A 19,144-nucleotide genomic window follows, 5' to 3' on the forward strand; every position below is an offset into this window, starting at 1 on the left:
CTGCTATATGCTCTCAATCACAAAGTAAGTTATCAATATTAACGGTCACTTTGAGATTGTATTGCAAAATCTATTTGGTCATAGCTAAAGCCTCGATACATCATGTACCTTACGCGCTTTGACCTTTCTTGATAGTCTAACTGTTTTGACGAGTAGCCGTATTTTTTCTCATAAGTTTGCTGAGCTACTGCGTACCAATCTATTTCTCTTTCTTCGATGAGCTGAGTCAAGTGCGTACGCTCTACGCCCTTATTCATAGCATCCATCAGTACCCGTTTTTCCCCAAGTCCTTTCGCAAGCTGGCGATTAAGGTAGCTTTCACAGTGCCTTAAATCATCTAGGTAGCCAATATCGCACAACCATTCAATCAATGAATCAGCATACTCATCTGATGCACCCTTTTGTCGTAACTTTTGACCAAGTAGCTTACGTGAATACTCTTGCCTAGATAACAACCAAACGGCGTAATTTTTTAACTTCTGTTTTTCTTTTTCATCCATCACGCGTCAAATCGGCCCGTTTGACCAGTTTCCTCTCGAGCGCTTTGAGTGTTGTTGTCTTCTGGCCCCGCCTTTTGTTCATTTTCCGGACTCTGATTTGCAAAAATCGCCTGGAAAGATACAAAAAAGCCAATATAAATGATGGGCATGATAAATATAAGCGGCACTAAGGATAATGGGGTTGACGCTATCATCAATAGCGCAGCAATGCCGCCAAATACAGACAATGGTGCCATATTGTAATAAAACACTTTAAGGGACTGTTTCATCGCACCAAAAATATTGGCCTGCTCTTTGAAGTAAACCAATGGTAATGCATAGGCAAAAGCCATCATTGCAAGTGACTGCAAGGCAATAAAAATCGCAATATCCGCTAGGCTAATCGCAGCGGCAATTTCCGCCATCACTACCTGTATATCTTGTTCTTGGGTATGGTTTTGCAACGCGCTAGTAACGGGCTCAAATAGCAGGCTCATGACCACCCCTAAAAGCAAGGCTACGCCGAGTTGATACAAACCCAAACGAAAAATGTTTAAACGGCGGCCCTTAGCCGAAAATGGTTTCAATATATCGGCAAGCATGATTGATTTACCGGCTTGTATATTCAGGGCGGCACTGTAAAAGCCAACAGTTAAAAATGGGCCAGCAAGTGCACATAACATCTGTACGATTGGATTAGGTAAGACAAAAGGAAACAGTCCCACTATCACAATAAAGATGTACATCATCATAAAAGTCAAAGGCTGCACTTTAAAGACCGCCCAACCGGCTTTAAACCAACTCACCCCAAAACTTGCTTTAAATGTTCGAAAATCTGCAGACATAAATGACTAACTTAGTTATAAAACAGGTTAATTATACTGATTCAAAAGAGTACTTGAAAGGCGCTTTGTGAGGCTAATCGCTAGTAAACGCAACAAAATGACCAAATACTAAGAAAATTATTGGTCAACATTGCGATTTGCCCTATCCATGAATCTACTCAATAGAGCAATTCGACGTCAACTCATCTATTTTGGCTTATTTATTTTTTCCATATCCAACATATGAGAACCATGCTTCACCTTAGTCTCTAAGTAACTACGATTACCCGAGTCTCCAGCTTTTACATGAGCTTGCGTGCCGACAACACTTTCAACCTCAATACCCGCAAGGCGGAGTGCGTTTAATTTACGTGGATTGTTTGTCATTAATTTTACATGGCTCAAGCCCAGCGCTTTTAACATCAGCACCGCATCAGAAAAATCGCGTAAATCATCATCAAAGCCCAAATGATTATTCGCTTCGTAGGTATTCATGCCTTGAGACTGCAGTACGTATGCATCAATTTTATTATATAAGCCGATGCCTCTGCCTTCTTGTCGAAGGTATAGCAGTACACCACCACTTTGATGCATTTCTTCGATACACTCGTTAAGCTGCTCACCACAATCACATCTTGATGAATGAAAAACATCGCCGGTCAGACACTCAGAGTGCATCCTTATCAATGGCACTTCTTGTTTGGTATCAGCACCGTTAAACACTAATGCCACATGCTCTTCACCATCTTTCAATCCTTCAAAAGATACAATCTCTGCGGGAATATGACTACGCTGCCCTACATTCAGCTCAACTCTTGCTCTAACTTCAGCCACGGCTTGAAAATACCTAATAAAAAAATGTGATAATATCACAAATATGGATATATCTGTTTATATGGTGACAAACAATCCAATTTACAAGTCAAAATACACAAAACTGGTAAATGTGTACATTAACGCTAGTCTTTATCTACAGACATAAATTATACATGGCAACAGCGGGTCATCAATGAGGCTGTTAAGCTTACTTTTTTTATTACTCTCTTTTTATAGTCTTGGTGAACAACTCAAGTTGGACGGCTTTGCTACCGTTGGCTTAGTTGTCACTGATTCTGACACCGCCGGAATAAGGCAACATATCTCCCAACCACATGCTACCTATAAAAGCGAGTTAGGACTCACGAACTCCTCGATTGGTGGCCAGATTGAGTGGCAAGCTAATAGTGCTACGCAATTAGTAGGGCAAGTATTACTTAAAGATAATGAAGAGCAAAACATAGATAACATTGTACAGATGGCTTTCTTACGTCATTCATTTAATGCAAACTGGCAAGTAAGAGTGGGCAGGACTGGCCTTGACTTGTTTATGATGACTGAACATCGAGATATCGGCTACACCTATACCTATGATCATCCCCCTACAGAATTTTATGCCATTGTTCCTCATCAAAATTTAGACGGCATCGATATCAAATATACTCACCCCCTACCTCATGGTCTGTTCAGTAGTAAGTTTTTTGCGGGTAAATCCACGGCTCCCATTGTCAGTGACGACAGTTTTTTTTGGGATGTCGAGTTAAAATCTCTTTATGGCCTTGTGCTCGAATGGCAATCCTATGACTGGACACTCAGAGCGAACTATACAGCGACGCAATCAGGTAATGAAAACGAACAGCAGAAACAGCTTCAGTCGGCATTAGCCCTTGTGCCTGACGCAGTTTGGCCACAAAAGGCCTCTTTACTTGATTCACTTAATATCATAGGTAAACGCTTCAATTACTCAGCCATTGGGGCACGTTACGACGACAGCCATTGGTTTTGGCAAAGCGAGATTTCTTATATTGATTCAAATTCACAGGTACTAAAAGCACTCACCGCAGGGTATATCAGTGCGGGCTTTTATATGGACAACCACACATTTATGGCGACCTTTGCACAGGCTAAATCAAATAATAGAACACCACAACGGCCGCTTATATCAACACCAGAGCTTGACCTTTTATACAATACGCTGATCAGACATACTAATTTTTATCTAGTTGACCAAAATACATTTTCATTAACGATGCGCTCTGAGCTCAGTCATTCATTAGCACTTAAAGTTCAGTTAGAGCATACCGCTGTGGATAGCTTACCCTCTGCTTTTTACTTGCATCGAAATTTAACAAGCGGAGACATTGACAATTCATTTAACACGCTGGGTATCAGCCTTAATTGGGTGTTCTAATGAATAAAGTTCTCCCAAGCCTAGCATCATTACTGATATTTATTTGGTGTAATTTGGTATCCGCAGACAATGATATTGTCATCGTAGTGAATAAACATAACCCGATTGAACATATTGATAAACGTCAGCTCATTGATATGTATATGGGTAAATATCTTGCGTTTCCTAACGGACATCTTGCGGTGACCTTAGATTACACTAAAGGGCACAACCTACGCAGTATATTCTTTGAGGCTCTAACAGGACGAAGCATCACCCAAATAAACGCGTATTGGTCTCGCGTTAAATTTAGCGGTAAAGCTTCTCCTCCTCAGGCGTATCCTACAATTGACGCTATAATTGATAAAGTAGTGACAACCCCAAGTGCAATTGCTTACATCCCTGCAACTGCAGTGACTAACGAACTTAAAGTAGTGTACCGTTTTGCTAAGTAGACAAAGCTTGATAATTAGGTTGATGATAATTTTAAGTTTTTCAACTTTTATTTTTTCTGCTGTCTACGCGTATATTTATTATAACTACATCTATGAGACCGAGTTAAAACACTCCGACGAAGCGGTATTACAAATTAGCCAAACAATCTCATCAACGGCATCTATAGCGGCATATTTAGAAGACAAAGACTTAGCAAATGAGGTGGTGAATGGCCTCGTGAGTAATGACATCATTCAGTCTGCAGCACTGACTAACCAGCAAACGGTATTGGCAAAGAGTATCTTGTTCACAGAGCGCGAAGCTCAATCCTTTGATTTACCTAACCCGTTCATATTGCATGAGAGTATAGGCTTTATTTACGTTGTACCTAACACACAATTTATTCGCCAAAACGCCCGTGAAATTGCACTTTCCTCAGTGCAAACCTTACTTATTGTGATAGTCCCAATGCTATTACTCTTTGCAATCTTGTCATTTTTTTTGATTTCAAAACCACTTGGACAGCTAAGCCAGCAACTCACGAGTATCATCCCTGGCAGCGCACACCGAATCGAAATCAATGAAGACCATGAATTTACAGAAATAGGTAAGATTGGGAAAAATATCAACGCAATGTTGAGCAATACTGAAATGCTTTTCGAACAAGAGCGCAGCTTGCGACTCGAAATAGAGCAACTTGAAAAAAGGTTTCGCTTGATGTTTGAGAGAAGTTCATCCCCCACTCTGCTTGTACGAGAGCAAGGGGATGTGACCTTAGTTAACGATGCCGCCAAAGATTTACTGGCAGGTATGGGGATAGATTGTGAAGAACGTTTCCCTGATAACTTAGGACAATACTGCAAAACCCCAGATATTTTATACACGTTTACCGAAAACAGCATACAGCAAAAACAAGTTATGCAGGCAGAGTTTGAATTTACGAATCCACTCACGTTATCATCGGTCTGGTTAAGTATCATTATCCTTAATACTGAAAGTGACGGACAATGGTATTTCCAAGTGTTCTTGGCAGACATTACTTCCCGTAAAACCATGCTCAATCAACTCAGTCATCGTGCACAAAGAGACAGTTTGACCAGCTTATATAATCGCTATGGCGCAGAGCTTACACTGGTAGATTGGATTGATACGCACACTGAGTTTAGTTTGTTGTTGCTCGATCTTGATGAATTCAAACCGATAAACGATATTTATGGCCATAATGCCGGTGATGAAGTACTGAAACATGTGGCACAAAGCATTTCTTATATTGTTTCTAACAGCGATTTGGTTTGCCGTTGGGGCGGCGATGAGTTTGTCGTCGCAATTAAAACCTCTGACAAACATACAATCAACAACATTGCCCAACAGCTTCTTGAAGCAATTAATACGCCGATACGATATGAGCGAGATGGACACCAGATAAATTTGCACGTTGGCGTCAGTATTGGTATCTCACACTTTCCTACACATGCTAATACTTTAAAAGGCTTGGTCGAGTGTGCCGATGTCGCCATGTACTCAATTAAAAAGACCTCCAAAAATCAGTTTACTTTTTATTCAACCTAAAAGTTTTTCAATATGTGTGCACTGTATTGTTTAACATCTAACGTTGTATTGTACTTCTTTGCCAGGTTATCGAGCTCAGCTTGCCACATGGCCAGCTCTTCCATGGTAATTGTATTGTCATCGAGGCCCCACAACTGCCGAGAACCGGTATAACTAAACTGCATGGCAAGCATGGCGTTCACGTCCCCTTGCTGAGCCGCCTTTTTTAATTTAGGCATTTTTCGTGTTACTTGGTTCAGCGCTTGTTTTAACTCCCACACATATACAACCTCAGTCATAAATGGGTGATGCTTAATTTTTTTCAGAAAAAGCGCGATGACCCCACATGTTATGATCACCCCAAGTAAGTTCCAGTGAAAATGACTGCCATCTGCATCCGGCAACAGATAGATCAAAAATTGTGCAAAACCTAAACTGCCAGCCGTTAAACTCACAATGCATACACCAATCACCCAATTGAGATGTTGTCTGTATCTTGATTTATCGATGTCTTGTAGCTGCATGACTTTTCCTATTAAGCGACTTAAGAGCATTTTAATGACTAATAAAAGAAAATAAAAAATATATCACCCCTTTTTTTGACCTAGTCCGTTTTACTAGCAAAAAGAGGGGAAAATTATGACGACTACCATCACAAATATGCAATTACCGGCTCCATACAAAGCCCTTAATAAACTCGTTTTATCATTTATTGGCGCACTGGTTGTGACGTTCTCTTTATTTGCGTTCATGCATCAATTAATTAGTCAGGACAAAGTATTTATCGCTGAACCTGCACCTATTATTGATGTTGTAATCTCACAGGATATTGAGGATAGTCCAGTAGAAGTACGTCGGGTACTTCCTCCTCCACCAAAGCCAGTGCAAAAGGCACCGCCTAAACCAAATACACCTCCGGCTGAGACCACTGGTGTGAACGTCGAGTTCAATATCACATCTGGCGTAAAATCGGCTCCAATTCAAATGCAAAATACATTACCAATGGGTGATACACACGCAGCCCCGATTGTGCGCATTGAGCCAACATACCCAGCAGTAGCGGCAAGAGATGGCATAGAAGGTTGGGTTCAATTGGCGTTTAGTATCTCACCTAACGGACAAGTGATCGATGCCCAAGTTGTCGACGCAAAACCTAAACGGGTATTTAACCGCGCAGCACTCAAAGCACTGAAACGTTGGAAATACCGCCCTAAAATGATTAATGGTAAGCCAGTAGTTCAACCAGGACAGTCTGTTGTGTTAGAGTTTAATTTAAACCAGTAAGCAAACAGCAAAAACCGCTGGGTAAAAACTCAGCGGTCAAAATATATGAATCTGTAAAAAAATAGAAAAATTAATCGCGGAGAGGCTATGCTACTTGCCATAAAAAATTGGTTTATCCAAGACAAAACAGACGCACATGATCCTCTGCATGAATTTAAACGCAGTGGTGAAAACCGTTATTTAGAACAGGCAATTGATAATTTTAATCCTGACCTTTATCACTACTTATGCACGCAAAGCGATCCGGAAACCGCCGAAGATATATGCCAGAAAACCTGGCTCTCAATTGTTGAAAAACGTCAATATTATCAAAGTAACCACACACCTAAAGCGTATATTTTTAAAATCGCACGTAACGCACTCATTGATGAATTCAGAAAGCAGAACAAACATATATGTGATAGCGCGGATACAGATATATGCACACAAGATGACGACAGCAGTTTCAACTCAGCCTGCTGCGAGCAGCTATACAGTGCAATTAAAGAATTACCTCAAGCCCAAAAAGAAGCCATCAGCCTTCAACTTGAAGGGTTTTCGCTGAAGCAGATTGCGCAGATCACCACGACTAACCAAGAAACAGTTAAAACACGCTTAAGATACGCAAAGCAACAATTGAAACACATTTTAGGAGATCTGACATGAACGACTCACAGCCGAAAATAAATGAACTCCAACAAGCGTATAGAGCAGCTAAAAGGCATCAAAAAATGTCGCCCAAGCAAGTGCGTAAATTGAAAAGACTAAGCCGACTTGAAAACCGTAAACACACAAGACAATTTTGGTTAAGAACGAGCCTATGGGCCAGCTCTTGCTGTCTAGTTGCGCTGATTGGCAGTTTGTCGTTGCAGAGTATTCTCAGTGACTTTGAAACTTTTCTTACACACCTTGAACCTCACTCATTTTCACCACAGCAGTACGATACTGTTGAAACACATACTATTATAGCGGGGAGTTACCAGACAACGATAGCACAACAAAAAACGCAATTAGACGATGCCCTGGCAGGCTCACAGGAAAAACTTAGAGAAGTCAGCCAGTTCTATGGAAAGTTGGTACACTCAGAAGAGGGAGTGTGGTTTATCGCTGACTGCAACAACCAGACTTTAATTGAAGTAAGAGAAAGCTTGCTCAATGAGCTAGTCGTGCCATCTGAGCGTGCATTTGACTACCAGCAAGGTCAGCTTTTAGCTTTAAGTAAAAATCAATCAGGGCAGCTAGTTAACATTACTGCCCCACCTTCAGAGGCCCCGCTTTACGCATGCCCTTAGAGCAAGATCATGCTCACTAAAAGATACCCGGCTAGCGCCAGTGCTCCCCCCGTCAGTGCGTAGGGGAGCTGAGTTTTTACATGAGTCAATAAATCACAGCCGGACGCTAACGCTGAAACCGCAGTGGTATCGGAAATGGGCGAGCAATGATCACCAAATACACCGCCACTCAAAATCGCTCCGATAACCAACGAGGGAGGCAGCCCCAAAGTTTGAATAAGCGGTACCCCAATAGGTATTAAGATGGCAAATGTTCCCCAAGACGTTCCCGTTGTAAAGGACACAATGGCCCCAGTTAAAAATATGGCAGGCACAATCAAATAAATGGGAAGATACGCCCCCACTAACTGCGCCACGAATACACCAGTTCCTAATTCTTTTAAACTGGCACCTAACGTTAACGACAAGAGCACAATACTCACTAAAGGTAACAACTCTCCCATCCCTTTAAACCCGATATCAACCAGCTGGTGATGGGTAAACTGTCGTTCTTTTAAAAGTAGAAAATAAGCAACCGTACACGCTAAAATGGTTGCATAAAGCACGGATTTAGATCCACTACCATGAGCAAGCTCGCCATTCCCTGTCCAATACATAAAACCGACCATACCAAAGATAAGCGTGCCCAAAGGAGCCAACATAAAACGCGCCTTAGAAGCCTGTGGGCCTGAATCCACCTCAAGCTGTTCTTGTTTGAGCTCCGATTCTGCAACTTTCATCGGGCCATGCACTTTATCGAACACAATTGTATAAAGTACAATCAATAAGGCGATAATCGCATAGAAGTTGAAGGCGACACTGCCCCATAAAATACTGACCGCAGATTGTTCCAAGTCATAGTTACTCAACAAGCCAAGTACATAAGCGCCCCAACCATTGAGTAGTATCAAAATACATACTGGCGCACTTGTACTGTCGATAATATAAGCAAGTCGGGCACGACTCATTTTAAATTTATCAAATAAACCTCGAGAAACAATCCCGGCGGTGAGTACGCTCATGTTCGATTCTATAAACACGGCAGTGCCCGTAAACATGGTGAGTAAACCTACTTGCTTTTTACTTTGTGCAACGCCTATATTCATCAATTTTTGCACTGTCGCAGACACCCCTCCTGACTCTCTGATAAAAGCCAGCAAAGCACCAATTACAATGCTAAAGATCAATATTCGACTATTCCCTGATGAGGTTACTACCCCAATTATTCGTTCAATACTATTAATAAATGTAACGAAAATAGACTGCGTTTCCCCTGTAATAACCAGTAAAAACTCTGATGAAATTAAAGCTAAGATTAATGCTAAAATGACTTCTTTTCGCCAAAAAACAACGACAATGGCTATCAAGGGTGGCAAAATAGAATACCAAGACATAGCTTTCCTTTTTTGTTTTAATTAGGTGAAAAGCACTGAAAACAGTAGCTAATTAAGGTTGCAAGAGGTAAAACCCCAACGACAACTGAACAAATTATCATCATGGTAGCTTAAACGCTTTGGTAAAAAAACCAAGTATTTCGGGCACATAATTTCACAAATGCAACAATAGTACCTTAACTAGAGCCGCATAAATCAAAAAACGCAATAATATTCCGAAACAATCTATCGCAACGTTCCAATTGAACCTATAATATGGACAGTTTAAGTTAGTTTTAGTTACCAGGTGATCCTCATGTCTACTTTTGTAAAAATAAAGGCTTTGAAGCCTTCACTGTCACAAAGTGAAGCAAAGTTAGCAGACTTTACGTTAAAGTCAGGTTCAAAAATTCGAGGCCTATCTTCGATAGAGCTTGCAAAATCAGCAGGTGTTAGTCAGTCAAGTGTTGTAAAGTTTGCTCAGAAACTAGGTTATAAAGGGTTTCCAGCATTCAAATTAGCTGTCGTCGATGCGCTAAATGAACAAACACAAGAAGATACGCCGCTATCAAATGAAATTGATCAGAATGACTCTATTGCCCATATCTCTGAAAAGTTGATTGCTAATCAGCAAGCAACTCTCGTTGCTACCAGCAAATTAAATACACCAGAGTTATTTGAGCAAGCGGTTCAGGCAATCAAAGGGGCAAAAAAAGTAATGGTATGTGCGATTGGTTCAACGCATACCATGGCACAAGATTTAACGTTAAAATTACAAAAACTAGGCGTGTGTGCTGTTACACATGTTGATGAGTTGAGTGCAGCCAGCTATGTGGCTACCATGGGCAAAGATGACCTATTCATTTGTTTGAGTAATTCTGGCGCGGTCAAAAGCATTGTTAAGCTTGCACAGCAGGCCAAAACAAATGAGTGCCAAATCTTAGCTTTGACACGTTATGGTCATAGTGAGTTAGCCAATTATGCCGATAACTGCCTATACTGCATTCAGGAAACAGAAGCTGTTAAACACTCAGCAGTGTTAACACGTGCATCGCTAGGATATTTAATTGACGTTCTATTTATCTCTTTAGCTCAGTCAAACCTACACTGGCAACGCCGTGCAGACCGCTCAAATGAATATATGAGCGATATGCTAAATATCTAGTAATTAATGCTATGTGCCTTATCTCTGATATAACAGATAAGGCACTCTTTTCTTTTCAAACTCTGCTATCTCTTGGCGCCAAATCGCTTCTATTTGATGTGCTTTCAAGCCTTGCTCTAATGCCAGCCTGATAATATTCGTGCCTGCTAATTTATCCAAAAACTTAGGTGATGTAAAAAAGCGCTGATTTTGTTGTTCAAACGCGGTGTATGCTTCGACAAACCAAGTGAGATCAAAACCTGTGTGAACGCTCTTGCGCAAATCCTGCCCCCAGACTTGCTCCCCTTCTAATTTTGGAAAGCGAGCAGCACCTATGATTGAACGAGGTGAAAAGCCAAATTCTCCAAGTCTAACTTGGTGATGCCCAAATACTTGGAAGGGAAAATCAGTTCCCCGCCCGATAGACACAGCCGTCGCTTCAAAAAAACACAATGAAGGATATAAATAAATCGCTTGCTGATTAGGCAAATTTGGGCTGGGTGCGACAGGCAAAATGTAGTGATCTAACGCGTCGTATTGAGCAACAGGAATAACATGCAGGTCCAGCTTGCTTGAGCCCGTTAACCACCCCTCTCCTTCAATCATTTGCGCAAGTTCTCCAACCGTCATACCATGCAAAACTGGAATGGGGTGCATACCTACAAATGAACGAAATGCTGTATCAAGCACAGGGCCACCAATATATTGAATGTTTGGATTAGGCCTATCTAGCACAATAAATGATTTTTGATGCTCCTTGGCAGCTTGCATCATATAGTGCATGGTACTGATATAAGTATAAAAACGCACACCAACATCTTGAATATCAAAAACGAGTACATCTACATCAATCAACATCTCACTGGTAGGGCGTTTTTGCTTTCCATACAAAGAGACAATAGGTAGACCTGTTTTTACATCAATACTGTTTTCAATATGCGCGCCTGCATCTTGATCCCCTCTAAAGCCATGTTCGGGAGAAAAAATTTTCACAACATGTACCTGATTATTAATCAAGAAATCAACTAAATGCGAATCTCTGACCTGTGAGGATTGATTAACTATCAACCCAACACGTTTTCCTTCTAATAAAGGTAGATACCTATTTGATTGCTGAGCGCCCACTTCTATCGCAACCGCTAGTTTTGTCTGTAATATAAGCAAGAGGATAAAAAATTTGACGTTGAAAGAGCGAATAGACACAGCAGTTCCTTAGGTAAATTAATGCCTTGAGAATATGCCTGATCATAAACCAAAAAAGAATCTTTTTTTGATTTTTACGTGCGCTTCAATTTGAATATTTTTTAGTAAAAAGAATGGTTTCACAATTTCCAATTGTGCTTTAGTAAGACACTTCTTTTTAAGTGCGACTAAAATTTCCTCTTGTGCTAGTGTCGCATCTTTAAAACCACAATCAACAAATACAGTACTTTCTTCATGCTGTAGCCTAATGTCTTGATATAGCAGCGCCAGCTGCGTCCCTGTGTAAGTCGAATTCATATAACTTCCCCTATTACTTAGCTAATTTTAAACACAAGCATAGTGAAGTGCTAGCCATAAATATTGGACAAATACGACATATTCATGACATTGGTTATCTGAGATGTACTTTTTGAAGAGTGAACCTCTGGGTGGCTCAAAATGCCTAGCGGCATTCAAATGTCTAAGTCTATTCAAATTTCAGACATAAAAAATGATATTCGTCGGTGTTTATCTCATGTTTTATTACTTGAGTGAAGTAAATTTATGTCATCTCAAAAGAGATGGCGGACGCGGGACGTACTTTTTGAAGAGTGAACCTCTGGGTGGCTCAAAATGCCTAGCGGCATTCAGATGTCTAAGTCTATTCAAATTTCAGACATAAAAAATGATATTCGTCGGTGTTTATCTCATGTTTTATTACTTGAGTGAAGTAAATTTATGTCATCTCAAAAGAGATGGCGGACGCGGGACGTACTTTTTTAAGAGTGAACCTCTGGGTGGCTCAAATTGCCTAGCGGCATTCAGGTGTCTAAGTCTATTCAAACTTCAGACATAAAAAATGATATTCGTCGGTGTTTATCTCATGTTTTATTACTTGAGTGAAGTAAATTTATGTCACCTCAAAAGAGATGGCGGACGCGGGACGTACTTTTTGAAGAGTGAACCTCTGGATGGCTCAAATTGCCTAGCGGCATTCAGGTGTCTAAGTCTATTCAAATTTCAGACATAAAAAAACCGACTTTCGTCGGTGTTTATCTCATGTTTTATTACTTGAGTGAAGTAAATTAATGTCATCTCAAATAGATGGCGGACGCGGGACGTACTTTTTGAAGAGTGAACCTCTGGGTGGCTCAAAATGCCTAGCGGCATTCAAATATCTAAGTCTATTCAAATTTCAGACATAAAAAAACCGACTTTCGTCGGTGTTTATCTCATGTTTTATTACTTGAGTGAAGTAAATTTATGTCATCTCAAAAGAGATGGCGGACGCGGGAGGATTCGAACCTCCGACCGCCTGGTTCGTAGCCAGGTACTCTATCCAGCTGAGCTACGCGTCCGCAATATCAGTTTTAACACTCGATAAGTGCCTCTTATATTTTTCCACTTAGAGATAAGTGGCGGACGCGGGAGGATTCGAACCTCCGACCGCCTGGTTCGTAGCCAGGTACTCTATCCAGCTGAGCTACGCGTCCGTCATATCAGTTTTAACACGTGATAAGTGCCTCTTTTATTTTTCCACTTAGAGATAAGTGGCGGACGCGGGAGGATTCGAACCTCCGACCGCCTGGTTCGTAGCCAGGTACTCTATCCAGCTGAGCTACGCGTCCGTCATATCAATTTTAGCACTCGATAAGTGCCCCTTTTATTTTTCCACTTAGAGATAAGTGGCGGACGCGGGAGGATTCGAACCTCCGACCGCCTGGTTCGTAGCCAGGTACTCTATCCAGCTGAGCTACGCGTCCGTCATATCAATTTTAACACGTGATAAGTGCCTCTTTTATTTTTCCACTTAGAGATAAGTGGCGGACGCGGGAGGATTCGAACCTCCGACCGCCTGGTTCGTAGCCAGGTACTCTATCCAGCTGAGCTACGCGTCCGTCATATCAGTTTTAACACATGATAAGTGCCTCTTTTATTTTTCCACTTAGAGATAAGTGGCGGACGCGGGAGGATTCGAACCTCCGACCGCCTGGTTCGTAGCCAGGTACTCTATCCAGCTGAGCTACGCGTCCAATTACAAAGATAACCATTATAAATGGCGGAGGGGGAGGGATTCGAACCCTCGATAGGGCTACAAACCCTATACTCCCTTAGCAGGGGAGCGCCTTCAGCCACTCGGCCACCTCTCCGTCTTTGTGGGGCGTATAATATAGAACAGAAAAAATAAGTCAAACACTTTTCTTGTAAAAAATGACTATCTGGTGACAGATTGAACACACTGTCTTTTTTTCTAACAAATTGCTCTAATCATAGTCATTTCTTGGGGTTGGAGAAGAAGTAAATTGGCTCATCAGGCGCTGCTTACGATCAAAAACCTCTTCAAGGTAGGAGTCTAAATAGCCTAGTTTCTGAAACTCGTTGATACACTGTCTGCAATATTCCCTTCTTGCAGCTTCATGCTTGATTTGTTCTTCATCTATTTTCGGCATAATTTATGTATTCTTATTGCTTATTATCTGTGATTCATCCTAAATGCCCACACAGTATAGGAATGCATAATTAAATTGCCAACTAAGCCACTTTAGAAATTTTGTTTTTATTTCAGAAACAAAAACAATAAAGCACTGTTTTAGAATATAAAGAAGAAAATTATTGCTAAATAATGAATTATTTTTGAGAAATGTCTTACACAGATAAAAGAAAAGCGCTCAATGGCGCTTTTCTTTCGATATTATTTTAGTCAGCTTGCGGGCGCATATGCGGGAACAAGATAACGTCTTTAATCGTTGGTGAGTCAGTAAATAACATCACTAAACGGTCAATACCGATACCTTCACCAGCCGTTGGCGGAAGACCATACTCTAGTGCTTGAATATAATCAGCATCGTAGTGCATTGCTTCATCATCACCAGCATCTTTCTCTTCTACCTGGCGTGCAAAACGCTCAGCCTGATCTTGTGCGTCGTTAAGCTCAGAGAAACCATTCGCCAATTCACGACCACCTACGAAAAACTCGAAACGGTCAGTGATGAATGGGTTTTCATCGTTACGACGAGCAAGTGGTGACACTTCCCACGGGTACTCAGTAATGAAAGTCGGTTGAATTAGCTTGTGCTCTGCGGTTTCTTCAAAGATCTCACATAAGAACTTGCCAGCACCCCATACACATTTTTCAGGGATCTTTACGTGTACTTTCTTCGCGTAAGTCACGAGCTCATCGAAGTGGTTTTCAGGATCTTTAAAGATGTGCGCGATTTCTTCAGCATCTGGACCATACTTGATGATGGCATCTGCCATAGATAGACGCTCAAACTGCTTACCGAAGTCATATTCGATAGTCTCAGTGACTTCGCCTTCAGCGTTCTTAACTGTGTTAATCACTGTTGTCGTACCAAGCACATCTTGTGCAACAGTACGTAGCATGTCTTCAGTTAAGTTCATTAGGTCATTGTAGTCAGCGTATGCTTGGTAGAATTCGATCATGGTGAATTCTGGGTTGTGACGCGTTGAAAGACCTTCGTTACGGAAGTTACGGTTGATCTCGAATACACGGTCAAAGCCACCAACGACTAAACGCTTAAGATAAAGCTCTGGTGCGATACGTAAATACATGTCGATGTCTAACGCATTGTGGTGAGTCACGAATGGACGCGCCGTTGCACCACCAGGAATAACCTGAAGCATTGGCGTTTCAACTTCCATGAAGTCACGCTCAGCTAAGAAACGACGAATGCCTTCAATCACTTTTGAACGAATGCGGAACGTCTCACGCGTGTCCATGTTCGTGATCAGGTCAACGTAACGCTGACGGTATTTTGCTTCTTGGTCTGTTAGACCATGGAACTTCTCTGGTAATGGACGTAGTGACTTAGTTAGTAGCTCGTACTGAACCATGTCTACGTAAAGGTCACCTTTACCAGATTTATGAAGTGGGCCAGAAACACCGATGATGTCTCCGATATCAAGTTGGCCATACTTTTCTTTTAGTGCTTTTTGCACATCTTTAGAAGCATACGCCTGAATTCGGCCTTTCATATCTTGTAATACGAGGAAAGGACCGCGCTTTGCCAGGATACGACCAGCTACTGACACCTGATGGTCTAATTCAACAAGCTCTTCTTTCGATTTATCACCAAACTTAGCCTGTAGATCAGCCGTATAATCTTCACGGCGGAAGGTGTTCGGGTGGCCATTGGCATCACAATTCTCACGAATTGAGTCCAATTTTGCGCGACGCTCAGCAATGAGTTTGTTTTCGTCTTGGATTTGATCTGTCATTTTATAGCTCTTAGTTTAGCTTGTTGATTAAAGGCCTGATTTCAGGCTAGCTTCGATAAATTTATCTAAATCACCGTCTAATACTGCTTGAGTATTACGGTTTTCAACACCGGTACGTAAATCTTTAATACGAGAATCGTCTAATACGTATGAACGAATTTGACTCCCCCAACCGATATCAGATTTGGCATCTTCTTGAGACTGCTTTTCGGCGTTTTGTTTTTTCATTTCAAGTTCAAACAATTTAGCTTTTAACTGCTTCATTGCTTGCGCCTTGTTTTTGTGCTGTGAACGGTCATTCTGACACTGCACAACAGTATTTGTTGGTAAGTGGGTAATACGTACCGCAGACTCTGTACGGTTTACGTGCTGACCACCCGCACCCGACGCGCGATATACGTCAATACGTAAATCCGCTGGGTTAATATCAATTTCAATATTGTCGTCAATTTCTGGGTAAATAAATGCAGAGGCAAACGAAGTATGACGACGACCTGTTGAGTCGAATGGGCTCTTACGCACTAAGCGATGTACACCAGTTTCTGTGCGTAACCAACCGTAGGCATATTCACCTGACACACGTACCGTTGCACCTTTAATGCCGGCAACGTCACCATCAGTTGCTTCAACGATTTCAACTTTGAAGCCTTTTGCTTCAGCCCAGCGCAGATACATACGCAGTAGCATGTTACACCAGTCTTGCGCTTCAGTACCGCCCGAACCTGATTGTAAATCGATGTAGGCATCGTTGGCATCCTGCTCACCTGAGAACATGCGGCGGAATTCTAGTTTTTCTAATTGACCAACTAAGCCTTCTACTTCTTGCTGTGCTTCAACGAAAGTATCTTCATCTTCCGCTTCTACAGCAAGCTCTACCAAGCCTTCAGCATCGTCTGCGCCACCAACAAGGTTATCAATGGTTTCAACAATCGCTTCTAGGTTCGATTTTTCACGGCCCAGCGCTTGGGCTTTTTCTGGCTCATTCCATACTGCTGGATCTTCAAGTTCGGCATTGACTTCCTCTAAACGCTCTTGTTTTAGAGCATAGTCAAAGATACCCCCGAAGAAGCTCAGTACGTTCGCGAATTTCCTTGATTTGGTTAATCACAGGATTCACTTCAAACATCTACATTACTCCAATTTACGCCTTTAACATCTAGCCCATACACCGTAATTTCTTCGCTATCCTACGGCGTTTATTAAGACAGGCTATCTAAACGGCCAATAGTAACAAAATTTACCACCATATATCAGCCCCAAAATACGATAATTTTGGGGTTTCGCATGGATAACTGAGGTCACTACGTTTGATCGCGATAAAATATCCTAAGCTAGTTTGTAACGGCTTGGATCTCACGCACAATCAACTGTAATGAAAACTTACCTCTAAACTCATTGATATCTAGTTGATACGCCACCTCAGCCAACTGGGCAGACATATTTGGCCACGCTCTCAAATCAACATTAAATGCGATAGCATCCACCAGCTTACCAGTCGGGTGTTTTAACACTAATTTAAGGTGTTTTTCGGCAACCAAACGTTGCTGTACCAACTCAAAGCGCTCACTAAAAATTGGCTCAGGGAATTGCTGCCCCCACGGCCCTGCCGCTTGAAGCATATTTGCAAAGTCCATATTAAAACACTCGCTCGGTAACGCGCCATCCGTCAGCAACACGCTTTGCTTCAATTCTTCAGTCAATTGCTTTTCAACTTCAGCTTCAAACGCTTCTTTAAATGCAGCAAATTGAGACTCATTGATACTGAGTCCGGCGGCCATAGCATGACCACCAAACTTCAGAATTAAACCTGGATTTTGAGTATTAATATGCTCGAGTAAATCCCGCATATGGATCCCTTCGATAGACCTACAAGACCCTTTGATCTGTCCATCATCACCTTGTGCAAAAATCACAGCTGGTCTGTGATACTTCTCTTTTAAACGACCAGCCAAGATACCAATCACACCTTGATGCCAGTCATCCTGATATAAACACACAGCCGTCGGTACACTTTGAGATTGATAGCTTAATCGTTCCAGCACAGCTTGCGCCTCTTGCTGCATACCCTGCTCTATTTCACGCCTTTCATGGTTTAAGCTATCAAGCTCGTTCGCAATCCGACGCGCCTGATATTCATCTTTCGCTAACAGGCAAGCAATACCCAAGCTCATATCATCCAAACGACCCGCAGCATTGAGCCTAGGTGCCAGCGAAAAGCCAAAATCACTGGCTGTGAGCCGGTTCATATTGCGATTCGAGACTTCAATTAGGGCTTTAATCCCAGGTCGTGTTTGACCATTTTTTATGCGGGCTAGCCCTTGGAAAACCAAAGTACGATTGTTCGCATCCAACGCAACCACATCGGCGACTGTGCCTAATGCCACAATATCGAGTAATGATGCTAAATTTGGCTCTCGGCGCTGGTGTGTCTCGAAATAAGATATAGAGCGCAAATGATGCCTCAGTGCAATTAACAAATAAAACGCAACACCAACACCCGCTATCGACTTTGATGGAAACTGGCAGTCATGTCGGTTGGGGTTAATAATCGCATCCGCATGAGGTAATTGCGCACCTTGTAAATGGTGATCGGTCACGATAACTTTGATACCTGCCGCCTTAACAATGTCGATACCTGCAATGCAGGAAATACCATTATCGACCGTAATCACCAAATCTGGTGCAAGTTGCACAATTTGCTCAGCCAACGCAGGACTCAACCCGTACCCAAGACTAAACCTATCTGGCACCAAATAATCAACATGATTAAAGCCAAATTCAGGCAACCCTTGCATCAACACTGCAGTACTGGTGGCACCATCAGCATCAAAGTCGCCCACAATCAGAATGCGTTGCTGAGCATCAAGTGCGCCTGCCAAAATATCACAGGCAACAGATATATCTTTAAATAGCTTGAAATCAAGCAGTGTTGCTGCGCTATTATTTAATTCTGCCGCAGATTGCACACCTCGCGCCGCATAGAGCTGTTTAATAACGGGATGAAGGTTATCCGGCAAGTAGCTATCATCAACATGCTGTCGAGGCTGGATCTTAGTTTGCATAGAACTCTGATTACTCTTTATCTGACTTTAGTTATTTCAGTTTGCAGCTACAAATAAGTGGTAGTTGACATTTGCAGGCACAAAAAAAGGCCTGACGGCCTTTTTATCATAATGGGTC

The 19,144-nt window shown here is 41.8% G+C and carries 17 protein-coding genes and 7 tRNA genes; 7 read left to right on the forward strand and 17 right to left on the reverse strand.

Annotated elements, in window-relative coordinates; genetic code table 11:
- Positions 1-38: 38 nt before the first annotated feature.
- From JF50_RS23035 to JF50_RS23045, 3 genes are all read right to left on the reverse strand, one after another.
- Positions 39-500 (reverse strand): regulatory protein RecX, encoded by a 462-nt coding sequence (locus tag JF50_RS23035; protein WP_039611654.1) that lies wholly within the window; start codon positions 498-500, stop codon positions 39-41.
- Positions 500-1,324, reverse strand: coding sequence for a BPSS1780 family membrane protein (locus JF50_RS23040; RefSeq protein ID WP_039611655.1), 825 nt, complete (start codon positions 1,322-1,324; stop codon positions 500-502). Before JF50_RS23040 ends, JF50_RS23035 begins: the two co-directional genes overlap by 1 nt.
- Positions 1,325-1,510: 186 nt before the next feature.
- Positions 1,511-2,137 (reverse strand): GTP cyclohydrolase II, encoded by a 627-nt coding sequence (locus JF50_RS23045; protein ID WP_039611656.1) that lies wholly within the window; start codon positions 2,135-2,137, stop codon positions 1,511-1,513.
- Between the two features lie 175 nt (positions 2,138-2,312).
- Here JF50_RS23045 and JF50_RS23050 point away from each other — a divergent pair, with 175 nt between their 5' ends.
- The 3 genes from JF50_RS23050 to JF50_RS23060 are packed head-to-tail and all read left to right on the forward strand — an operon-like array spanning position 2,313 to position 5,513.
- Positions 2,313-3,530: a hypothetical protein gene (locus JF50_RS23050; protein ID WP_039611657.1), complete on the forward strand. Its 1,218-nt coding sequence runs from the start codon at positions 2,313-2,315 to the stop codon at positions 3,528-3,530.
- The gene (locus tag JF50_RS23055) at positions 3,530-3,964 is read left to right on the forward strand and encodes a hypothetical protein (RefSeq protein WP_039611658.1); all 435 of its coding nucleotides are present in this window, start codon (positions 3,530-3,532) and stop codon (positions 3,962-3,964) included. Before JF50_RS23050 ends, JF50_RS23055 begins: the two co-directional genes overlap by 1 nt.
- 22 nt (positions 3,965-3,986) lie before the next feature.
- Positions 3,987-5,513, forward strand: coding sequence for a sensor domain-containing diguanylate cyclase (locus JF50_RS23060; RefSeq protein WP_039611659.1), 1,527 nt, complete (start codon positions 3,987-3,989; stop codon positions 5,511-5,513).
- On the opposite strand, the gene JF50_RS23065 is transcribed toward JF50_RS23060, so the two are convergent.
- Positions 5,510-6,016, reverse strand: coding sequence for a DUF3087 domain-containing protein (locus JF50_RS23065; protein WP_039611660.1), 507 nt, complete (start codon positions 6,014-6,016; stop codon positions 5,510-5,512). The genes JF50_RS23060 and JF50_RS23065 overlap by 4 nt on opposite strands.
- A gap of 115 nt (positions 6,017-6,131) precedes the next feature.
- On the opposite strand from JF50_RS23065, the gene JF50_RS23070 reads away from it, so the two are divergent.
- The 3 genes from JF50_RS23070 (at position 6,132) to JF50_RS23080 (ending at position 8,047) form a co-directional block, all read left to right on the forward strand.
- The gene (locus JF50_RS23070; protein WP_052262716.1) at positions 6,132-6,776 is read left to right on the forward strand and encodes an energy transducer TonB; all 645 of its coding nucleotides are present in this window, start codon (positions 6,132-6,134) and stop codon (positions 6,774-6,776) included.
- 87 nt (positions 6,777-6,863) lie between these two features.
- Positions 6,864-7,421, forward strand: a complete 558-nt coding sequence (locus tag JF50_RS23075; protein ID WP_039611661.1) for a sigma-70 family RNA polymerase sigma factor — start codon at positions 6,864-6,866, stop codon at positions 7,419-7,421.
- Positions 7,418-8,047 (forward strand): hypothetical protein, encoded by a 630-nt coding sequence (locus tag JF50_RS23080; RefSeq protein WP_039611662.1) that lies wholly within the window; start codon positions 7,418-7,420, stop codon positions 8,045-8,047. The genes JF50_RS23075 and JF50_RS23080 overlap by 4 nt, the downstream gene beginning before the upstream one ends.
- Here the strand turns inward: JF50_RS23080 and JF50_RS23085 are convergent.
- The gene (locus tag JF50_RS23085) at positions 8,044-9,420 is read right to left on the reverse strand and encodes a Na+/H+ antiporter NhaC family protein (RefSeq protein WP_039611663.1); all 1,377 of its coding nucleotides are present in this window, start codon (positions 9,418-9,420) and stop codon (positions 8,044-8,046) included. The two genes, JF50_RS23080 and JF50_RS23085, sit on opposite strands and share 4 nt — an antisense overlap.
- A 295-nt stretch (positions 9,421-9,715) precedes the next feature.
- On the opposite strand from JF50_RS23085, the gene JF50_RS23090 reads away from it, so the two are divergent.
- Complete coding sequence (locus JF50_RS23090) at positions 9,716-10,564, forward strand: MurR/RpiR family transcriptional regulator (RefSeq protein WP_039611664.1); 849 nt, start codon at positions 9,716-9,718, stop codon at positions 10,562-10,564.
- An 18-nt stretch (positions 10,565-10,582) separates the two neighbouring features.
- On the opposite strand, the gene JF50_RS23095 is transcribed toward JF50_RS23090, so the two are convergent.
- The 12 genes from JF50_RS23095 to recJ form a co-directional block, all read right to left on the reverse strand.
- The gene (locus JF50_RS23095; protein WP_039612151.1) at positions 10,583-11,740 is read right to left on the reverse strand and encodes an exo-beta-N-acetylmuramidase NamZ domain-containing protein; all 1,158 of its coding nucleotides are present in this window, start codon (positions 11,738-11,740) and stop codon (positions 10,583-10,585) included.
- Positions 11,741-11,788: 48 nt separating this feature from the next.
- Positions 11,789-12,043 carry a hypothetical protein gene (locus tag JF50_RS23100; protein ID WP_039611665.1) on the reverse strand — a complete coding sequence of 85 codons (255 nt, stop codon included), beginning with the start codon at positions 12,041-12,043 and terminating at the stop codon, positions 11,789-11,791.
- A gap of 963 nt (positions 12,044-13,006) precedes the next feature.
- Positions 13,007-13,083 (reverse strand) — tRNA-Arg (locus JF50_RS23105).
- A 58-nt stretch (positions 13,084-13,141) separates the two neighbouring features.
- Positions 13,142-13,218, reverse strand: a tRNA-Arg gene (locus JF50_RS23110).
- A 58-nt stretch (positions 13,219-13,276) separates the two neighbouring features.
- A tRNA-Arg gene (locus JF50_RS23115) sits at positions 13,277-13,353 on the reverse strand.
- 58 nt (positions 13,354-13,411) lie between these two features.
- Positions 13,412-13,488, reverse strand: a tRNA-Arg gene (locus JF50_RS23120).
- A 58-nt stretch (positions 13,489-13,546) separates the two neighbouring features.
- A tRNA-Arg gene (locus JF50_RS23125) sits at positions 13,547-13,623 on the reverse strand.
- 58 nt (positions 13,624-13,681) lie between these two features.
- A tRNA-Arg gene (locus JF50_RS23130) sits at positions 13,682-13,758 on the reverse strand.
- Positions 13,759-13,782: 24 nt separating this feature from the next.
- Positions 13,783-13,875, reverse strand: a tRNA-Ser gene (locus JF50_RS23135).
- Between the two features lie 547 nt (positions 13,876-14,422).
- Positions 14,423-15,964: a lysine--tRNA ligase gene (lysS, locus tag JF50_RS23145; RefSeq protein ID WP_039611667.1), complete on the reverse strand. Its 1,542-nt coding sequence runs from the start codon at positions 15,962-15,964 to the stop codon at positions 14,423-14,425.
- Between the two features lie 27 nt (positions 15,965-15,991).
- A protein-coding gene (gene prfB / locus JF50_RS23150; RefSeq protein WP_152614627.1) for a peptide chain release factor 2 occupies positions 15,992-17,090 on the reverse strand; the annotation gives its coding sequence in 2 pieces (ribosomal slippage) (positions 15,992-17,014 and positions 17,016-17,090; 1,098 coding nt in all).
- A 205-nt stretch (positions 17,091-17,295) separates the two neighbouring features.
- Positions 17,296-19,026: a single-stranded-DNA-specific exonuclease RecJ gene (gene recJ, locus JF50_RS23160; protein ID WP_039611669.1), complete on the reverse strand. Its 1,731-nt coding sequence runs from the start codon at positions 19,024-19,026 to the stop codon at positions 17,296-17,298.
- Between the last annotated feature and the right edge of the window lie 118 nt (positions 19,027-19,144).

It is taken from the genome of Pseudoalteromonas luteoviolacea (assembly GCF_000814765.1).
Lineage (GTDB): Bacteria > Pseudomonadota > Gammaproteobacteria > Enterobacterales > Alteromonadaceae > Pseudoalteromonas > Pseudoalteromonas luteoviolacea_H.

What these genes read in the sequence shown, in the direction of transcription:
- JF50_RS23040 (WP_039611655.1), bottom strand. Translation starts at nt 1,324, where the DNA reads ATGTCTGCAGATTTTCGAACATTTAAAGCAAGTTTTGGGGTGAGTTGG.
- JF50_RS23055 (WP_039611658.1), top strand. Translation starts at nt 3,530, where the DNA reads ATGAATAAAGTTCTCCCAAGCCTAGCATCATTACTGATATTTATTTGG.
- JF50_RS23065 (WP_039611660.1), bottom strand. Translation starts at nt 6,016, where the DNA reads ATGCAGCTACAAGACATCGATAAATCAAGATACAGACAACATCTCAAT.
- JF50_RS23090 (WP_039611664.1), top strand. Translation starts at nt 9,716, where the DNA reads ATGTCTACTTTTGTAAAAATAAAGGCTTTGAAGCCTTCACTGTCACAA.
- JF50_RS23100 (WP_039611665.1), bottom strand. Translation starts at nt 12,043, where the DNA reads ATGAATTCGACTTACACAGGGACGCAGCTGGCGCTGCTATATCAAGAC.
- JF50_RS23060 (WP_039611659.1), top strand. Translation starts at nt 3,987, where the DNA reads ATGATAATTTTAAGTTTTTCAACTTTTATTTTTTCTGCTGTCTACGCG.
- JF50_RS23050 (WP_039611657.1), top strand. Translation starts at nt 2,313, where the DNA reads ATGAGGCTGTTAAGCTTACTTTTTTTATTACTCTCTTTTTATAGTCTT.
- JF50_RS23075 (WP_039611661.1), top strand. Translation starts at nt 6,864, where the DNA reads ATGCTACTTGCCATAAAAAATTGGTTTATCCAAGACAAAACAGACGCA.
- JF50_RS23070 (WP_052262716.1), top strand. Translation starts at nt 6,132, where the DNA reads ATGACGACTACCATCACAAATATGCAATTACCGGCTCCATACAAAGCC.
- JF50_RS23080 (WP_039611662.1), top strand. Translation starts at nt 7,418, where the DNA reads ATGAACGACTCACAGCCGAAAATAAATGAACTCCAACAAGCGTATAGA.
- JF50_RS23035 (WP_039611654.1), bottom strand. Translation starts at nt 500, where the DNA reads ATGGATGAAAAAGAAAAACAGAAGTTAAAAAATTACGCCGTTTGGTTG.
- lysS (WP_039611667.1), bottom strand. Translation starts at nt 15,964, where the DNA reads ATGACAGATCAAATCCAAGACGAAAACAAACTCATTGCTGAGCGTCGC.
- JF50_RS23085 (WP_039611663.1), bottom strand. Translation starts at nt 9,420, where the DNA reads ATGTCTTGGTATTCTATTTTGCCACCCTTGATAGCCATTGTCGTTGTT.
- recJ (WP_039611669.1), bottom strand. Translation starts at nt 19,026, where the DNA reads ATGCAAACTAAGATCCAGCCTCGACAGCATGTTGATGATAGCTACTTG.